At 53.8% G+C, this 16,788-nt stretch carries 10 protein-coding genes, 2 tRNA genes and 3 rRNA genes; 6 read left to right on the top strand and 9 right to left on the bottom strand.

Going from position 1 to position 16,788, the window contains the following annotated elements:
- The first annotated feature begins 15 nt into the window (after positions 1–15).
- Entirely contained in the window at positions 16–1,041 is a 1,026-nt protein-coding gene (locus GXM22_RS14765; protein WP_035393274.1) for an aldo/keto reductase, read from the top strand.
- 48 nt (positions 1,042–1,089) lie between these two features.
- On the opposite strand, the gene GXM22_RS14760 is transcribed toward GXM22_RS14765, so the two are convergent.
- On the bottom strand, positions 1,090–2,457 hold the full coding sequence (locus GXM22_RS14760) for an MATE family efflux transporter (protein ID WP_035393280.1): 1,368 nt from the start codon (positions 2,455–2,457) through the stop codon (positions 1,090–1,092).
- A gap of 234 nt (positions 2,458–2,691) precedes the next feature.
- Here GXM22_RS14760 and GXM22_RS14755 point away from each other — a divergent pair.
- A tRNA-Arg gene (locus GXM22_RS14755) sits at positions 2,692–2,765 on the top strand.
- 70 nt (positions 2,766–2,835) lie between these two features.
- On the opposite strand, the gene GXM22_RS14750 is transcribed toward GXM22_RS14755, so the two are convergent.
- Positions 2,836–4,236 carry a S41 family peptidase gene (locus tag GXM22_RS14750; protein WP_005929245.1) on the bottom strand — a complete coding sequence of 467 codons (1,401 nt, stop codon included), beginning with the start codon at positions 4,234–4,236 and terminating at the stop codon, positions 2,836–2,838.
- A gap of 27 nt (positions 4,237–4,263) precedes the next feature.
- Positions 4,264–5,040 carry a type III pantothenate kinase gene (locus GXM22_RS14745; RefSeq protein WP_005929247.1) on the bottom strand — a complete coding sequence of 259 codons (777 nt, stop codon included), beginning with the start codon at positions 5,038–5,040 and terminating at the stop codon, positions 4,264–4,266.
- A gap of 570 nt (positions 5,041–5,610) precedes the next feature.
- On the opposite strand from GXM22_RS14745, the gene GXM22_RS14740 reads away from it, so the two are divergent.
- The 4 genes from GXM22_RS14740 to GXM22_RS14725 all read left to right on the top strand — a co-directional run bounded on the left by GXM22_RS14740 (position 5,611) and on the right by GXM22_RS14725 (position 10,582).
- Positions 5,611–7,121: ribosomal RNA gene (locus GXM22_RS14740) — 16S ribosomal RNA — on the top strand.
- Positions 7,122–7,392: 271 nt separating this feature from the next.
- A 23S ribosomal RNA gene (locus GXM22_RS14735) occupies positions 7,393–10,227 on the top strand.
- Positions 10,228–10,351: 124 nt separating this feature from the next.
- Positions 10,352–10,468, top strand: a 5S ribosomal RNA gene (gene rrf / locus GXM22_RS14730).
- Together the 16S, 23S and 5S rRNA genes with 1 tRNA gene alongside form the textbook arrangement of a ribosomal RNA operon.
- 38 nt (positions 10,469–10,506) lie before the next feature.
- Positions 10,507–10,582, top strand: a tRNA-Lys gene (locus GXM22_RS14725).
- A gap of 156 nt (positions 10,583–10,738) precedes the next feature.
- On the opposite strand, the gene GXM22_RS14720 is transcribed toward GXM22_RS14725, so the two are convergent.
- The 6 genes from GXM22_RS14720 to GXM22_RS14695 form a co-directional block, all read right to left on the bottom strand.
- Positions 10,739–11,212, bottom strand: a complete 474-nt coding sequence (locus tag GXM22_RS14720; RefSeq protein WP_005934843.1) for a site-specific integrase — start codon at positions 11,210–11,212, stop codon at positions 10,739–10,741.
- 291 nt (positions 11,213–11,503) lie between these two features.
- Entirely contained in the window at positions 11,504–13,333 is a 1,830-nt protein-coding gene (locus tag GXM22_RS14715) for an amylosucrase (protein ID WP_005934842.1), read from the bottom strand.
- Between the two features lie 3 nt (positions 13,334–13,336).
- Positions 13,337–14,269 (bottom strand): carbohydrate kinase family protein, encoded by a 933-nt coding sequence (locus tag GXM22_RS14710; protein WP_005934841.1) that lies wholly within the window; start codon positions 14,267–14,269, stop codon positions 13,337–13,339.
- Positions 14,270–14,305: 36 nt separating this feature from the next.
- Entirely contained in the window at positions 14,306–14,923 is a 618-nt protein-coding gene (locus GXM22_RS14705) for a hypothetical protein (protein WP_005934840.1), read from the bottom strand.
- Positions 14,910–15,560: a YesL family protein gene (locus GXM22_RS14700; protein WP_005934839.1), complete on the bottom strand. Its 651-nt coding sequence runs from the start codon at positions 15,558–15,560 to the stop codon at positions 14,910–14,912. The genes GXM22_RS14705 and GXM22_RS14700 overlap by 14 nt, the downstream gene beginning before the upstream one ends.
- Before the next feature lie 17 nt (positions 15,561–15,577).
- Entirely contained in the window at positions 15,578–16,633 is a 1,056-nt protein-coding gene (locus tag GXM22_RS14695; RefSeq protein WP_005934838.1) for a LacI family DNA-binding transcriptional regulator, read from the bottom strand.
- Positions 16,634–16,788 lie beyond the last annotated feature (155 nt).

Genomic DNA, 16,788 nt, shown 5'->3' with positions numbered 1-16,788 from the left:
AACAGGAGGTTCCCTATGGATATGGTCACATTGGGGCGCACCGGCATCACCGTGAACAAAAATGGCTTTGGTGCTCTGCCCATCCAGCGCATTTCCCAGGAGGACGCAGTCTTTCTGGCCCGCAAGGCTTACAGGGCGGGCATCCGCTTCTTTGATACCGCCCGCGCCTACACCGACAGCGAGGTGAAGCTGGGCGAAGCCTTTGACGGCATCCGCTCCGAGGTCTACATCGCCACCAAGACCGCCGCCCAGAACGTGGAGGAGTTCTGGAAGGACCTGCACACCTCCCTGAACAATCTGCGCACCGACTATGTGGACCTCTACCAGTTCCACAACCCGTCCTTCTGCCCCAAGCCCTGTGACGGCTCCGGCCTGTACGAAGCCGCACTGGAGGCCAAGGGAAAGGGGATGATCCGACACATCGGCATCACCAACCACCGCCTGTCCGTGGCCAAGGAAGCCATTGAGAGCGGCCTGTACGAGACCCTGCAGTTTCCGTTCAGCTATATTTCCGGTGAGCAGGAGCTGGAGCTGGTGCAGCTGTGCAAAGAGCACGAGATGGGCTTTATCGCCATGAAGGGTCTGTCCGGCGGTCTCATTACCAACAGCGCCGCAGCCTATGCCTTTGAAGCGCAGTTCGAGGGCGTTCTGCCCATCTGGGGCGTTCAGCGGGAAAAGGAACTGGACGAGTTCCTCTCCTACATTGATAACCCGCCCCGGATGGACGCAGAGCTGTCTGCGGTCATCGCCCACGACCGGGAGGAGCTGTGCGGTGAGTTCTGCCGTGGCTGCGGTTACTGTATGCCCTGCCCGGCTGGCATCGAAATCAACAACTGCGCCCGCATGAGCCTGCTGCTCCGGCGCTCGCCCTCGGCAGAGCATCTGAGCCCTGCCGGTCAGGCCAAGATGAAGAAGATCGAGGGCTGCCTGCACTGCAACCAGTGCAAGGCCAAGTGCCCCTACGGGCTGGATACGCCCGCCCTGCTGGCCCGCAACTATGAGGACTACAAGCGGGTCCTGGCCGGGGAAGTCAAGGTGTAACAGAGAAAACAAAAAAGATGGATGCCGCACGACATCCATCTTTTTGTTTTACAGCGAAGAGAGGATCGGCTCCCGGAAGATCTTCATGGCCTGCTTGTAGCAGCGGATGAAATAGAGGATCTCCGCAATGGCGGTCAGAGCCCAGGAGCAGGGGTAGAGCAGGTAAAGCGAGGGGATGGTATGGAAGTGGGCGAAGATGGTGTATACCCAGATCACCCGGAACACACAGGAACCCATGATGACGATGACAGTGGGCACCACGGTCTTGCCCAGACCGCGGGAAGCGGCAATGGTGCAGTCCATAAAGGCGGAAATGCAGTAGGCCAGCGCCATGACACCCACACGCTTCATACCGGCATCAATAACGGCGCTTTCGGTGGTGAAAAGGGCGAGGAACTGCCGCCCGAACAGGAACAGGCCGCCGCCCAGCGCCAGACCCACACCGAAGGAATAGGCCAGCGAGATGAAGTAGCTTTTCTTGACACGGTCGGGCTTGCCTGCGCCGTAGTTCTGGCTCATAAAGCTGGCACAGGCCATGTAGAAGGCGGCCATGCAGTCGTAGATGAGCGGGTCAGCATTTGCGGCGGCGCTGTTGCCCTTGACCATGAGGGAATCAAAGGAGTTGACACCGGCCTGGATGAACAGGTTTGCGATGGCGAAAATGGCGTTCTGGAATCCGGCAGGCAGGCCCAGCGCCAGAATGCTTTTGGTCATGGCGGGGTCGAGCTTTGCTTCCTTGAAATGAAGGGCGTAGCAGTCCTGCACCCTGGTCAGAGCGTGGAGGATGAGCCCGGCAGAAACACACTGGGAAATGGCACTGGCCAGCGCCACGCCTGCCACGTCCAGGTTGCAGACGATGACAAAGAACAGGTTCAGAAGGATATTCAGCACACCGGCAAAGCTCAGGATGTACAGCGGCTTTTTGGTCTCCCCGATGGCGCTGAACACGGCGTTGCCGAAATTGTACAGAGCCAGTGCCGGCATACCCAGAAAATACACCCGCAGGTAGAGGATCGCACCCGGCAGCAGGTCCACCTTGGTGTTCAGCAGCCGCAGCATGGCAGGGGAGCCCAGCAGCCCCACAACCAGCAGGATCACGCCTGCGATCAGGCTGACGATCAGGGCCGAGTGGACGGTGTCGTGGACATCGTCCGGGTGTCTGGCTCCGTAGAAGCGGGCCACCAGCACGTTGATGCCGTTGCCCAGGCCGATGAGAAAGCCAGTGAACAGCGTGACAAAGATGCTGGTGGAGCCCACCGCGCCCAGCGCTGTGGAGCCCGCAAACCGCCCCACCACGGCCACGTCCGACATATTGAATAAGACCTGCAGCAGGTTGGATAATGCCAGCGGCAGGCTGACCAGAAGGATCTGCTTTGCCAGAGGGCCTTCTGTCAGGGATCTTGTGCTAGATTTCATGTTCTCTTTTTCCTTTTCCAGTCCTAAACCGTGCCCGCGCATACCGGGGCACAACACCTATTATAAGAGATGCGCACACTTTTGCAAGATGAATCTTTCAAAAAGGAAGAACAGAATGCATCAGTGTCTTGCTGGCGCGGGATCGGACACGGAATCCGGATACAGAGCCGCCAGACGGCTTGATTTTTGCCTCCGGCTGTGCTATACTACATTACACTGGTTTGCCAGTAATGTGCGATCGTAGCTCAGCTGGATAGAGCGTTCGGCTCCGACCCGGAAGGCCAGAGGTTCGAATCCTCCCGGTCGCATGTGTTAATAAAATCCCCGGTACACAAAAGTGCGCCGGGGATTTTTCTTTGTGGCCGGGAGGGTCAGACCTTACTTTAGATTTTCCATAAGTTTTGCGGCCAGCGTTTCGGCTTCTTTGGCCGGGACCCAGATATCCGGAGAAAGGCCACGCATTTCTTCAAAATAATCTGTACCCTCCGGCAGCAGATAGACACATACGGATGTCATTATAACCGAGCATTTGCTGTTCGGCAGTTCCACATGCCCACCATTTCCGATCATACATCCATTTGTGTTTTCTCCGATGATCAGGCTGTTTTCCAGATTATAGGCAAGGTCCATTGTGATTTCTGCAGAAGAGGCAGAGCATTTTCCGCTTAAAAGAATCAGAATGTTGTCGTGCGTTTGCCACCGATGAGCTTGTATCGCTACGGATACCGGATTAACAACGTCATAGCGGACTCCATTGCCCTGTACACGCTGGCGGCTGTATCGGGTGATCCACTGATGAGCTACTTCTTCATATCCGCCGACATTGAAGCGCAGATCCAGCATGGAGATCGCAGCATCACTCATTTGTGCTGCCGCAGCATTGACCTCCTGTAGAAAAGAGACCTCAAAGCTGTTGAACTGGAATACCGGGATTCCATCTGTCTGGCGAAGATCGGTATTCTGGTCTTTGGGAAGCTCTTTGTAATACTGGCTCCATGCGTCTGCTGTCAGTGTGTCGGTACTGCCGTCTGTATAGTGCACCGTCAGCGTTTCATCACAGGTGTGCTTTTCCCATTCTGTCCCATCAAATGTAGCAGGCTTCAGCAGGACCGGATAATACACCAGATACCCCTGCTCAGAGATTGAACGCTTGAACAGTTCATCCAGATCGGGATGATCGTCCACGGATGCAACGACTTTTCCATTGGCATTCTGATAGCCCGAATCCGTTTTTACGAACATCACCTGACGGAAGAAAAACGGAATGTCTTTTTCCGACGGATAGTCCTGATTGATGTTGAAGTGACCGTCCTTGATAAAGGTAAGATGACTTACCAGAATCTTCTGCAAATCTTCACAGGTCAGGCTGTCCCTGCTTTGGACTTCCTGCAGAGTATCAGCCTTTGCCTGATCGAATACAGCGTGTCCGCCAAAATAATCGTAGAGAGCATAATCATAGTAGAGCGCGTCGAAGAGGTAATTCACATCTGCTTTCGCTTCATCTACGGTAAGTTCCTTTTCGGCATCGTATTCGCTGTAGGTATCGGTAAAGTAATCTGTATCTTTCTGTGCATCGGCGGGGTCATCGTAATGCCGCAGATAGGGTGTCGGGTCGGCGGCAGGAGCCGCTTCCCAACGCTGATGCTCTGTATTGATCTCATCCAACAGTTCGGCCTTTGTGGGCTGAGAATCCTTCACAAGCTGGGTGACTTTGGTACAGCCAGAAAGGTTTATGAGCACGATCAGACAGCAGAGCAGAGATGCAAGTTTGGACTTCATGGTGTAGGACTCCTTTTGATTTTGATATTACCCTTTCCGATTTTTCTGCCAGATGCGGTATAGGCCGTCCGTGATCAGATACTCCCGGTATTCGATCGGCGTGCGGCAGGCCTCCCGGATGGTGCGGGGCAGGTTGCCGGTGGCATAAAAGCGGATATCCGGGCCAAGCTCTGCCTGAAAACGCTCGGCCAGCCCATCCAGCAGCCCGGCGGTGCCCAGCACAAAACCGTTCTGTAAGCAGGCAGAGGTGTTCTTGCCCAAGATCGAGGAGGAAGCTGGAGCGGAGAGGTCGATCTGGGGCAGCTGGGCAGTTTTTTGCACCAGCGCGGAAAGGGAAAGCTGCGGCCCGGGCAGGATGACACCGCCCACCAGCTCCTGTTTGCCGTTGACTGCCATGATGGAGATGGCGGTATCTGCCGAGATGACCGCCAGCGGTCCGGGCCCCTCCTCCAGTGCGGCCACCGCACCGCACAGCAGTTCTGCGCCCAGCTGGGCCGGGTTGTCCAGCCGCAGTTTGATGCCGCTTTTCAGGCCGGGGCCAACGGTCAGGAAGCGGGCAGAGCAGAACATCCGCAGCGCATCCAATACCCGGCCTGTCAGTGCGGGCACCACACTGCCCAGAATGCCGCCCTCGATCCGCTCGGGGGCAACCTGATATAAGGAGAGCAGATTCAGCAGATTCATGGCGTATTCGTCCACCGTTGCGGCCGGGCTGGAATGCAGCCGCCCGCTGAACTGCAGGGTGTCGTGTTCGTAGCCGGCAATCGTGATGTGTGTGTTGCCGATGTTGACCGTAAGGATCATGGTTGGGGCCTCCTCCGCTCTATAATGTAATTATATAATATAACACCGCCCCGGAAACTGCAAGGGCTCTCCCCTTGGCAAAGGGGAGACGAAATGGCCGTGGCCATTTCGGAGGGGTTCAAAAACCTGCCCGGAAGCACTCCTTTTGCGAAATATAGAAAAAAACTCAAAAAAGATGCAAAAAGGTGTTGACAGAAGCTCATGGATATGGTATTATACTTGAGCGCCAAGGGCCGCCGGAAAGAATGACTTCTGAAAGCGGCAGAAGCAAAGCGAAAGAACCAATATGGATACGTTGAAAAACGAGCCACAAGTTCGAAAAGATCGAAAAGCTTCTGAAAAAAGTGCTTGACAAAAAATCACTTCTGTGGTAAAATAATCAAGTCGTCAGCTGCAAGGCTGAGGCGCACAGGACCTTGAAAATTGAACAATATCGAAAAACTTGTAACGGAACCTATTTTCGTGTTGGAAAAACACGTTAAACAATTCCAAACAAAGTAATTCACACAGGACGCAAGCGATTGCGTGCTGAGCGAAAAAGATTTAACACTTTTTAAGTGATAAATATCATTTATAAAGAGTTTGATCCTGGCTCAGGACGAACGCTGGCGGCGCGCCTAACACATGCAAGTCGAACGAGCGAGAGAGAGCTTGCTTTCTCAAGCGAGTGGCGAACGGGTGAGTAACGCGTGAGGAACCTGCCTCAAAGAGGGGGACAACAGTTGGAAACGACTGCTAATACCGCATAAGCCCACAGCTCGGCATCGAGCAGAGGGAAAAGGAGCAATCCGCTTTGAGATGGCCTCGCGTCCGATTAGCTAGTTGGTGAGGTAATGGCCCACCAAGGCGACGATCGGTAGCCGGACTGAGAGGTTGAACGGCCACATTGGGACTGAGACACGGCCCAGACTCCTACGGGAGGCAGCAGTGGGGAATATTGCACAATGGGGGAAACCCTGATGCAGCGACGCCGCGTGGAGGAAGAAGGTCTTCGGATTGTAAACTCCTGTTGTTGAGGAAGATAATGACGGTACTCAACAAGGAAGTGACGGCTAACTACGTGCCAGCAGCCGCGGTAAAACGTAGGTCACAAGCGTTGTCCGGAATTACTGGGTGTAAAGGGAGCGCAGGCGGGAAGACAAGTTGGAAGTGAAATCTATGGGCTCAACCCATAAACTGCTTTCAAAACTGTTTTTCTTGAGTAGTGCAGAGGTAGGCGGAATTCCCGGTGTAGCGGTGGAATGCGTAGATATCGGGAGGAACACCAGTGGCGAAGGCGGCCTACTGGGCACCAACTGACGCTGAGGCTCGAAAGTGTGGGTAGCAAACAGGATTAGATACCCTGGTAGTCCACACCGTAAACGATGATTACTAGGTGTTGGAGGATTGACCCCTTCAGTGCCGCAGTTAACACAATAAGTAATCCACCTGGGGAGTACGACCGCAAGGTTGAAACTCAAAGGAATTGACGGGGGCCCGCACAAGCAGTGGAGTATGTGGTTTAATTCGACGCAACGCGAAGAACCTTACCAAGTCTTGACATCCTGCGACGATGCTGGAAACAGTATTTTCCTTCGGGACGCAGAGACAGGTGGTGCATGGTTGTCGTCAGCTCGTGTCGTGAGATGTTGGGTTAAGTCCCGCAACGAGCGCAACCCTTACTGTCAGTTACTACGCAAGAGGACTCTGGCAGGACTGCCGTTGACAAAACGGAGGAAGGTGGGGATGACGTCAAATCATCATGCCCTTTATGACTTGGGCTACACACGTACTACAATGGCGTTAAACAAAGAGAAGCAAGACCGCGAGGTGGAGCAAAACTCAGAAACAACGTCCCAGTTCGGACTGCAGGCTGCAACTCGCCTGCACGAAGTCGGAATTGCTAGTAATCGTGGATCAGCATGCCACGGTGAATACGTTCCCGGGCCTTGTACACACCGCCCGTCACACCATGAGAGCCGGGGGGACCCGAAGTCGGTAGTCTAACCGCAAGGAGGACGCCGCCGAAGGTAAAACTGGTGATTGGGGTGAAGTCGTAACAAGGTAGCCGTAGGAGAACCTGCGGCTGGATCACCTCCTTTCTAAGGAGTCAGGCAGATGGAAGAACATCGAAGATGGTCGACCATCTGGAACAGGTGACAGATACAAGCAGAGTAGATATTGTTCGATTTTGAGGGCCCTGAAAAGGACACTCAAAGACGTACCTTGAAAACTGAATAATAACTGCGAAACAAAGATTATAGTAAGTTCTTTTAAGAAATATTGCAATTTCAAAAGGAAGGGTAACATAATCTTCGTTGGCAATAAGAGAGAATCAAGAGGATACCAAATGTTCTGAAAGAACGTTTGAAAGGTCAAGCGAACAAGGGCGCAGGGCGAATGCCTTGGCACTGGGAGCCGATGAAAGACGTGATAAGCTGCGATAAGCTTCGGGGAGCTGCAAATAAGCATTGATCCGGAGATTTCTGAATGAGGAAACTCACCTGGGTTCATACTCAGGTACAATACACTGAAATTCAAAATAGGTGTATTGAGGGAACCGCCTGAACTGAAACATCTAAGTAGGGCGAGGAAGAGACATCAAACGAGATTCCGTAAGTAGTGGCGAGCGAACGCGGAAGAGGGCAAACCGAGAGTAGAAATACTTTCGGGGTACGGACTGCTTTTAAGACTCAATCTGTTAACCGAACGGCATGGGAAGGCCGGTCAGAGAGTGTGAGAACCACGTAGGTGAAAACGGAGAGAGCTGCGCAGGATCCAGAGTACGGCCAGACACGTGAAACCTGGTCGGAACACGGGGGGACCACCCTCCAACCCTAAATACTACCCAGTGACCGATAGCGTATAGTACTGTGAAGGAAAGGTGAAAAGCACCCCGGGAGGGGAGTGAAAAAGAACCTGAAACCCTGTGCCTACAAGCACCTAGAGCGCGTCAAAGCGTGATAGGGTACTTTTTGTAGAACGGTCCGGCGAGCGATTGTATGCAGCAAGGTTAAGGACTTAAGGTCTGGAGCCGAAGCGAAAGCGAGTTTGAAAAGGGCGTTAAGTTGCATATAATGGGCCCGAAACCGGGTGACCTACCCATGGTCAGGTTGAAGTGGAAGTAAAATTCCATGGAGGACCGAACCGACCTCCGTTGAAAAGGCGGCGGATGAACTGTGGGTAGCGGAGAAATTCCAATCGAACCCGGAGATAGCTGGTTCTCCCCGAAATAGTTTTAGGACTAGCCTCAAGTTAGATACCTGGAGGTAAAGCACTGAATAGCCTAGCGGCCGAGAGGTTAGCGAAGCTTATCAAACTCAGAATGCCAGAGTATTGATGCTTGGGAGTCAGACAGTGTCAGATAAATGTCATTGTCAAAAGGGAAACAGCCCAGATCTACAGCTAAGGTCCCAAAGTCAGGTTAAGTGGAAAACGATGTGAAGATACGCAGACAACCAGGATGTTGGCTCAGAAGCAGCCACTCATTCAAAGAGTGCGTAATAGCTCACTGGTCGAGCGTCTTTGCGCGGAGAATTTAACGGGGCTAAACCTGACACCGAAGCTTAGGCAATACAGAAATGTATTGGGTAGGGGAGCGTTGTATACGCGGAGAAACAGTAGCGCAAGCGGCTGTGGAGTGTATAGAAGTGAGAATGCCGGAATGAGTAGCGCGAATGCAGTGAGAATCTGCATGGCCGAAAGCCTCAGGTTTCTGGAGGAAGGTTCGTCCGCTCCAGGTTAGTCGGGAGCTAAGGTGAGGCCGGAAGGCGTAGCCGATGCACAGACGGTAGAGATTCCGTCACCACCAAAAGAGTTAAGCACAGGGACACATATGAAGTCTCAGAGCCGGGTGTTGGTTCCGGTAGAGATCGAGGGAAATTAGTACCGAAGTCTGAGATGGAAGATGGCGAGAAAAGCTGTGTGTATTTCTGAGGTGCCCGTACCGCAAACCGACACAGGTAGGTAGGAAGAAGATTCTAAGGCCAACGGGAGAAGGGTTGTTAAGGAACTCGGCAAATTGACCCCGTAACTTCGGGAGAAGGGGTGCTCCAGAGATGGAGCCGCAGAGAATCGGCCCAAGCAACTGTTTACCAAAAACACAGGTTTGTGCTAAATCGAAAGATGACGTATACGAGCTGACGCCTGCCCGGTGCTGGAAGGTTAAGAGGAGATGTGCAAGCATTGAATCGAAGCCCCAGTGAACGGCGGCCGTAACTATAACGGTCCTAAGGTAGCGAAATTCCTTGTCAGGTAAGTTCTGACCCGCATGAAAGGCGTAATGATTTGGGCACTGTCTCAACAGCCCGCCCGGCGAAATTGTAGTACCGGTGAAGATGCCGGTTACCCGCGACAAGACGGAAAGACCCCATGGAGCTTTACTGTAGCCTAATATTGGGTTTCGATGTTGCATGCACAGGATAGATGGGACTCTGGGAAACCAAGGCTTTGGCTTTGGCGGAGAGGCCGTTGGGATACCATCCTTGCGATATTGGAATTCTAACCTGCGGCTCTGAATCGAGTCGGGGGACATTGTTAGGTGGGCAGTTTGACTGGGGCGGTCGCCTCCTAAAGAGTAACGGAGGCGTTCAAAGGTTCGCTCAGCTTGAACGGAAATCAAGCAAAAGAGTGCAAACGCAGAAGCGAGCCTAACTGCGAGACTGACGGGTCGAGCAGTAACGAAAGTTGGAGTTAGTGATCCGGTGGTATGTGAGTGGAAATGCCATCGCTCAACGGATAAAAGTTACCCTGGGGATAACAGGCTGATCTCCCCCAAGAGTCCACATCGACGGGGAGGTTTGGCACCTCGATGTCGGCTCATCGCATCCTGGGGCTGTATTCGGTCCCAAGGGTTTGGCTGTTCGCCAATTAAAGCGGTACGCGAGCTGGGTTCAGAACGTCGTGAGACAGTTCGGTCCCTATCTGTCGTGGGCGCAGGATATTTGATGGGAGCTGTCCCTAGTACGAGAGGACCGGGACGGACGTACCTCTGGCGCACCAGTTGTTCCGCCAGGAGCATAGCTGGGCAACTACGTACGGATCGGATAAACGCTGAAAGCATCTAAGCGTGAAGCCGACCCAAAGATAAGATATCCCACTGATTGAATCAGGTAAGATCCCTTGTAGACTACGAGGTTGATAGGCACGATGTGTAAGTGGAGTGATCCATTCAGCAAGTGTGTACTAATAGATCGAGGGCTTGACCACAATTCGCTTGAATTCTCAAGTCAATGATAAAATGTGAGCAGTGATTATTCAGTTTTGAAGGCACGTCCTTCAAGAAACACTGGACAAAGTAGAACAGAAATGTTATACTGAACCAGTCATATTGGTCGGTGACGATGACGGTGAGGTTCCACCTGTTCCCATTCCGAACACAGAAGTTAAGCTCACTCGTGCCCAAGATAGTTCGCTGGAAACGGCGCGTGAAAATAGGTAGTCGCCGACTCAAATGTCGGGATGTTTGAAACCGCATCTCGACAATATGCACCTCTAGCTCAGTTGGTAGAGCAACTGACTCTTAATCAGTGGGCCCAGGGTTCGAGTCCCTGGAGGTGCACCAGATATAGAACGTCAAATCGTAAGATTTGGCGTTCTTTCTTTATGTGGGAAAGCGGCTGCACACTTTCTGCACACCGTTTACACATTTGCCCGAATCAAGGGCGTTTCTGCGCAAGGTTTGCACAGCCTGCTTTCCTTTGCATAAAAAGAAGAAATTTTAGGCGAACAAGGCTCTCGTCAATTCTCTGCGTTCGTCTGCGTCCATCAGCCGGATGGCTTCAAGGATCTCCCTACCGGAGATTTTTGTTGCCGCCGGCTTTTCGTTTTGCCGGGGCTGGGATGCTGCCGAGGTCAGGTCTTGGGAGTAGAAGTTTGCTTCGATCTTCTCGGTCAGCTCCAACCGGGGCTTGTCCTGCGTGTGAGCGTAGGCGTCCATCAGGACAGATGCCGTTGCATGACCTGTGTTGCCCTGCACCGACTTGAAGTCACCGTCCGACTGCAAGAGCTGGTAGGTGGCACTGGAGTGCCGCAGACCATGGAACACGATCTGCTCAAACTCCGGGTGCTCGGCTCTCCACAGGCGGTACCATTTCGTCAGCAGCTCCGGTGCAATGGGCAAGCCGTCCGGCAGCCGGAACAGCTGCCCGCAGTTGCTGTATTTCTCCGGGGTGTTCTGCTCGTCCTGCTTCAACTTTTCAAGCTATGCCAGCAGTTCTTCCTTTATCCCATGCAGACGGTCATGCGGTTGTCAAGGTACGGTGCTGAATTTGGCAATAAAAAATCGCCACACAACAACCTGAACCTGACCATCCCTTCTGGGATGGCCTTGGTTCGGGTTTGCTATGTAGCGATCAGAAAGTTAAAAACTTGCTCTGCTGCGCTGCGCAAACGCGAACTTTTGAGAACACGCCACTTTCGGCAGTGTGCAAGAGAAAACAATGAAAACTTTGATAAAAAGAGAGAGCCGGATGACTCGTTTTGCTTATTTGTTTTTTACCAGCAGCGCCTGATAGGGTTCCAGTTCCACATCCGCCAACCAGACGGAAGTGCCCTCCGGGGTGTGATACTCGCCGCCCAGAGCATCCAGACTGGCTCCTGCCGGGTACTCGGTAAAGTTGAACAAGCCCACCAGCGTTTCCTCGCCGCGCTTGCGTACCAGTGCCAGCACGCCGGGGTTGTGGCTGTCCCAAGTTGTTACCCACGCATCCGGGGCAAAGCAGGGGTCTGCCCGCATTTGGCGCAGCTGCTCCATGCCCTGCCACAAAGCGTTTTGCAGCGTGCCCTTCCGGGTGCGCTGTTTGGCATCTTCCCAGTTGAATTTGCTGCGGTGCAGGTTGCGGCTGTCCTCCACACGGTCGGGGTCGTTTTTGTAGTCCCAGCCATTGAGCTGTGCAATTTCATCGCCGCAGTTCAGCATGGGGAAGCCTTGCAAAAACGCCATAGCAGTGTGCAGCAGCAGGTCGCGCTTCACGGCGTAGTCCAGTGCGGTTTTATCGCCTTTTTCCAGTGCCTGCTCCACGCCGCACAGGCTGGCAGTGGTGCCGCAGCTTCGGGCATCGCCAGTAGCGGGGTCGTAGTTGTACAGCTCACCCTTTGCCCAGCTGCCGGGGAAATTGCCCTCATAGAAGTGATACAGATATTCTTTATGCTTCTGCGGGTCGATGCCAAGCCGGTTTTCCACCGCCTCGTCCAGACCCCAGCCGATATCATCGTGACAGCGCAGATAGTTCACGAACCAGCAATTCTTCGGCAGAGCGTGGAGGGCATCCAGCTGGGCCTTCAGCAGCCGGGTGTCCCGGCTGGCAAGGGCACCCCACAGGTTGACCATGGTGGACACGTTGTAGAGCATGTGGCATTCCGGCTTTTCCGGGGTGCCGAAATAAGCTGCCAGCTCCTTGGGAGCCATGACCACCTCGCCCTTGAGGATGACCGCCGGGCAGACACATTCCAGCACCATGCGGAGCATCCGCACGATGGTGTGCACCTGCGGCAGATTGCGGCAGGTGGTGCCCAGCTGCTTCCAGATATAAGGCACCGCATCAATGCGGAACACTTCCACACCGAGATTTGCCAGATGCAGGATGCTCTTGGTCATGTCCACGAACACCGCCGGGTTTGCGTAGTTCAGGTCCCACTGGTAGTCGTGGAAGGTGGTCAGCACCCACTTGTGCATCTCCTCACACCAGGTAAAGTTGCCGGGCGCAGTGTTGGGGAACACCTGCGGCACAGTCTGCTCGTATTGGTCGGGGATGGTGCGGTCGTCATAGAGGTGGTAATAGGCCTGAAACCACGGGTCACCCGCCTTTGCCGCCATGGCCCAGCGGTGGGTGCTGGCGGTGTGGTTCATGACAAAATCCAGACACAGGCTGATGCCGGCTTTCCGCAGCTCCCGGGTCAGGTTTTCCAGATCTTTGTTGGTGCCAAGAGCCGGGTCTACGGTATCGAAATCCTCCACCGCATAGCCGCCATCGTTGTGGGGGTGGGGCATCTGCAGCAGGGGCATCAGGTGCAGATAGGTCAGCTTCTGCTCCTTCAGGTAGGGCAGCTTCTTTACCAGTTCTTTCAGATTTCCGGCAAAGAGGTCGGTGTACATGGTCATGCCGAACATATTGCCCCGCTTGTACCACTCCGGGTCGGCAGAGCGTGCCTTGTCCAGTGCTTTCAGCTCGGCACTGCGGGCATTGTAGGCTTCAGCCATCTCCCGCTCCAGAACTTCCAGCCCTTCCCGGTTGTGGTACAGTTCCATGAACAGCCATTCCAGCTCGTCCTTGTGCTTGGCAAACCGGGACTCAAATTCCTGTTTTGCTGCCATGATTCAGCCCTCCACTTCTGCAAGGGTGGGCATGGCGGGGATAGCGCCGTGGCGGCTGGTGGTAATGCTTGCCGCCTTGTTGGCAAAGGCAAGAATGCCTTCCAGCTTGTCCACCGTCAGGGTGTCCAGCTCCTCCATGCAGAGCTTGGATAGGGCAGCCCCAAAGAAGGTATCGCCTGCGCCGTTGGTGTCGCCCACCTTGCAGGGAACGCCAGCCACATGGCCGGTTTTCTCCCCAAAGCGGTAGAATACGCCGTTTGCACCCAGGGTGACAAAAATCAGCCGGATTCCGTTCTGTGCCAGTTGTGCCGTGCCGCTTTCGCAGTCGGTGGTGCCGGTGAGCAGGGGCAGCTCCTCATCGGAAACTTTCAGAATATCCACCAGCGGCAGGGGTGCTTTCATCTGGGCAATGGCTTCCTCCTTGTTCTTCCAGAGGTTTGCACGGTAATTCGGGTCATAAGTAATGACAGCACCCAGCTTTTTGGCACGGGCAGCAGCGTCCAGCGTGGCAGTGCGAGAGGGGTCAGCGGTCAGGCTGACAGAGCCGAAGTGGACGATTTTGGCAGCTTTCAGAGCGCCCTCCGAAATGTCCTCTTTGCACAGCATCACATCAGCGTTGGCGCTGCGGTAGAAGCTGAAATCCCGCTCGCCAGTGGCATCCACCGAGACGACTGCCATGGTGGTGGGGTGGTCTGCATCCACCGCCATGCCGGAAACGTCCACCTTGTTCTCTGCCAGAACCTCTTTCAGGTAGCGGCCAAAGGCATCCACACCCACCTTGCCGATAAAGGCGGTCTGTGCCCCCAGCCGGGCGGCAGCCACCGCCAGATTGGCCGGGGCACCGCCGGGGTTTGCGGCAAACTGAGGAATGCCGCGCGCATCCTTGCCGGTCTGGGTCAGGTCGATCAAAACTTCACCAATCGTTAAAATGTCCATGATAATTCTCCTTATTCTTGATGTGAAACCCAACGATCACCGCTGGAACAGATAATGAATGTAAGCGGCTGCACGCTCCGGGTGCGGTGCATTCTGCACTACCCCAAGATAGACCTTGCCAGAAAAACCTGCCTGCCTGACAAACGGCGTGTCCGAAATATCCAGCACGGTCCCACCGGCGTTCAGACCCGGCAGTGCATGGAAAGACGCATCCAGTGTCCGCAGATCGAGAAAATAATCATCTGCCAACAGTCGATCCCGTGCATATTCGTCCATCAGAACAACATCTAACCGCTGGGCACTGACTGCACCCAGCAGCTTCATCTCCGAAGCATATACATACTGCTCCTCTGCGCGTTCGCTTTCGCTGAGCAGCAAGCCGGACAGCAGATCGACCTGTTGCTTTTTGGTCAAACCCTGCGCCTCGGCAAAGCCGGTGGTAAGCTGTTCCGTCAGATCAGACCCGGCAGTGATATTTACCAGACCAAGGTAAAGCACATCCTCTTTTTTCGTCACATGACGGTAGGCTGCATAGCCAAGGATATAGACGATGATGAGCACGATCGCAATGGGCAGCTTGTAATATGCCCAGATGTGCTCCCACTTTTTGCGCCCATGGAGGGAGCGGAGCGTATCCCGGTCAGTTTTCGTCATGGTCGTATTCCTCGTGTACTGCATCAGGGTCTCCACCGATCAGATAGAGGATCCGAAGCATCAGAAAGGAGCAGAGCATGGCGCAGAAGCCCATGCCCAGCAGGAATGCAGGCGTGAACACAAACACTATGACGTACCCCATGATGCCATAGATCGCCGCCATCAGCAGGGTGCAAAACAGATACCGGACACCCACGAGAAACGCTGTTTTCAGGATGCCGAAGGTGGTGTTTTCAAACCGTGCCAGCAGAGGAAAGGCATACAGCAGAACGATGCCGTACAGAACTGCCGCACCAATAAGCACTGCAGTGAGCAGCGTCCAGAAAATGTTTTCGCTCCACATTCGGCGCAGCACAAAGCCATCCGCAGCCAGGAAACTGCCGACTGCCAGCAGGATCAGCCAGAGTTTTGTGGCAGGCTTAAAATTTTCCCGGAACGCCTTAAAAAACATCCGGGTCAGACCATCGTCCCGATCTTCCGCCATTTTGAGCGTGACGTAGAACAATGCGGTCGTAGAAGCTCCTATGGTAACGATGGGCAGGCTGCACACGAGCCATAAGATGTTCAGGTAAGCACTGTAAGTCAATTTCGTCAGCACAGCAAACAGCGGCTTGTCCGTATTGCACAGGTCACGCATGGGGGTTCTCCTTTCGCTCAATCTCCTGTGGATTCGCGCAGGATCAGGTTGGTTTCCGTATAGACGGTGCGATAGTTCAGCGATGGCTCTTCGATGCGGGTCATAAGCAGATTGGCAGCGGTGTAGCCCATGATCTGTCCATGGATATGGATCGAAGTCAGACGGGGGGCAAAGTAGGAAGCCTCCTGACTGTCATCGAAACCGCAGACCCAGATATCATCGGGAACCGAATACCCCAGCTCATCCAATGCCTTGACCAGATCCATGGCAACAAAGTCATTGGCGCAGACAAAGGCATCCGGCATCGTTTTGAACCGACGGATGGTTTCGTACAGGGATACCGGATAGTTCTGCTGTCCAGATGGCATCGCACAGGTGCTCAGGCCCTCTGTCAGACCAAAGTGCTCCACTGCATCCCTATAAGCCATATAACGCTCAAAGAAGGACTGACAGTGGTTTTTATCCCCCGCAAAGCTGATGCGTTTTTTGCCGCGCTGGACCATGTGGGTCACCGCATTCTGGATCTCAATGCGGTTTTCCATATAAAGGCGGTCAGCTTTAAGAGGAGGACGCATATTCATCACAGGGCTGTCTACAAACAGCAGCGGAACATCCAGATCGCACAACATCTGTGCGTAGTCATAGTCGAATACTTCAAAGCAGATGATGCCGGCTGTGCGCTGGATGTTGAGAGAAGATGGAAGTTTTTTCTCTTTCAGCTCTATGAGAGAAATGCGATGAATGGTCATGCAGCTATGCAGATGGTCGATTTCCGACTGGAAACGATCCAGCATCGTGGAGGAAAAGTGAGAGCTGTTCAGAAACCGGGTCGTCAGCATGGCGATCTCCCGTTTGTCACTCGGCAGAATGGAAGGCGCTGCTGTTTTTGCAGCGTCTTCCTGAAACAGCGGCAGATAGGCGAACTGCTTATAGCCCATTTCGGCGGCTTTGCGCAGGATCTTCTCCCGTGTGGCATCTGCCAGCACACCGGTGTTGTTGATGGCCTTTGAAACTGTGTTGCGGGAAAGCTGCAGTTCGTTTGCAATATCCTGAATGGTGACCTTGGTTGTCATAAGTCATCCTCTTTCTTTACAGTATAGAGGCGGATGTTCCCTCTTTTATCGATAAAGTCTGGTGACGGATCTTGTTCTATGACTCCAGTATAGTGCAAATGCACAAATTAGTCAAACGTAAAAATGCAAATCATCATTTTGCATATTTGCGCACT

This window comes from Faecalibacterium duncaniae (genome assembly GCF_010509575.1).
Classification (GTDB): domain Bacteria; phylum Bacillota; class Clostridia; order Oscillospirales; family Ruminococcaceae; genus Faecalibacterium; species Faecalibacterium duncaniae.
Note: the sequence above shows the minus strand (reverse complement) of the source record. Positions and strands in the feature narration are given on the sequence as shown.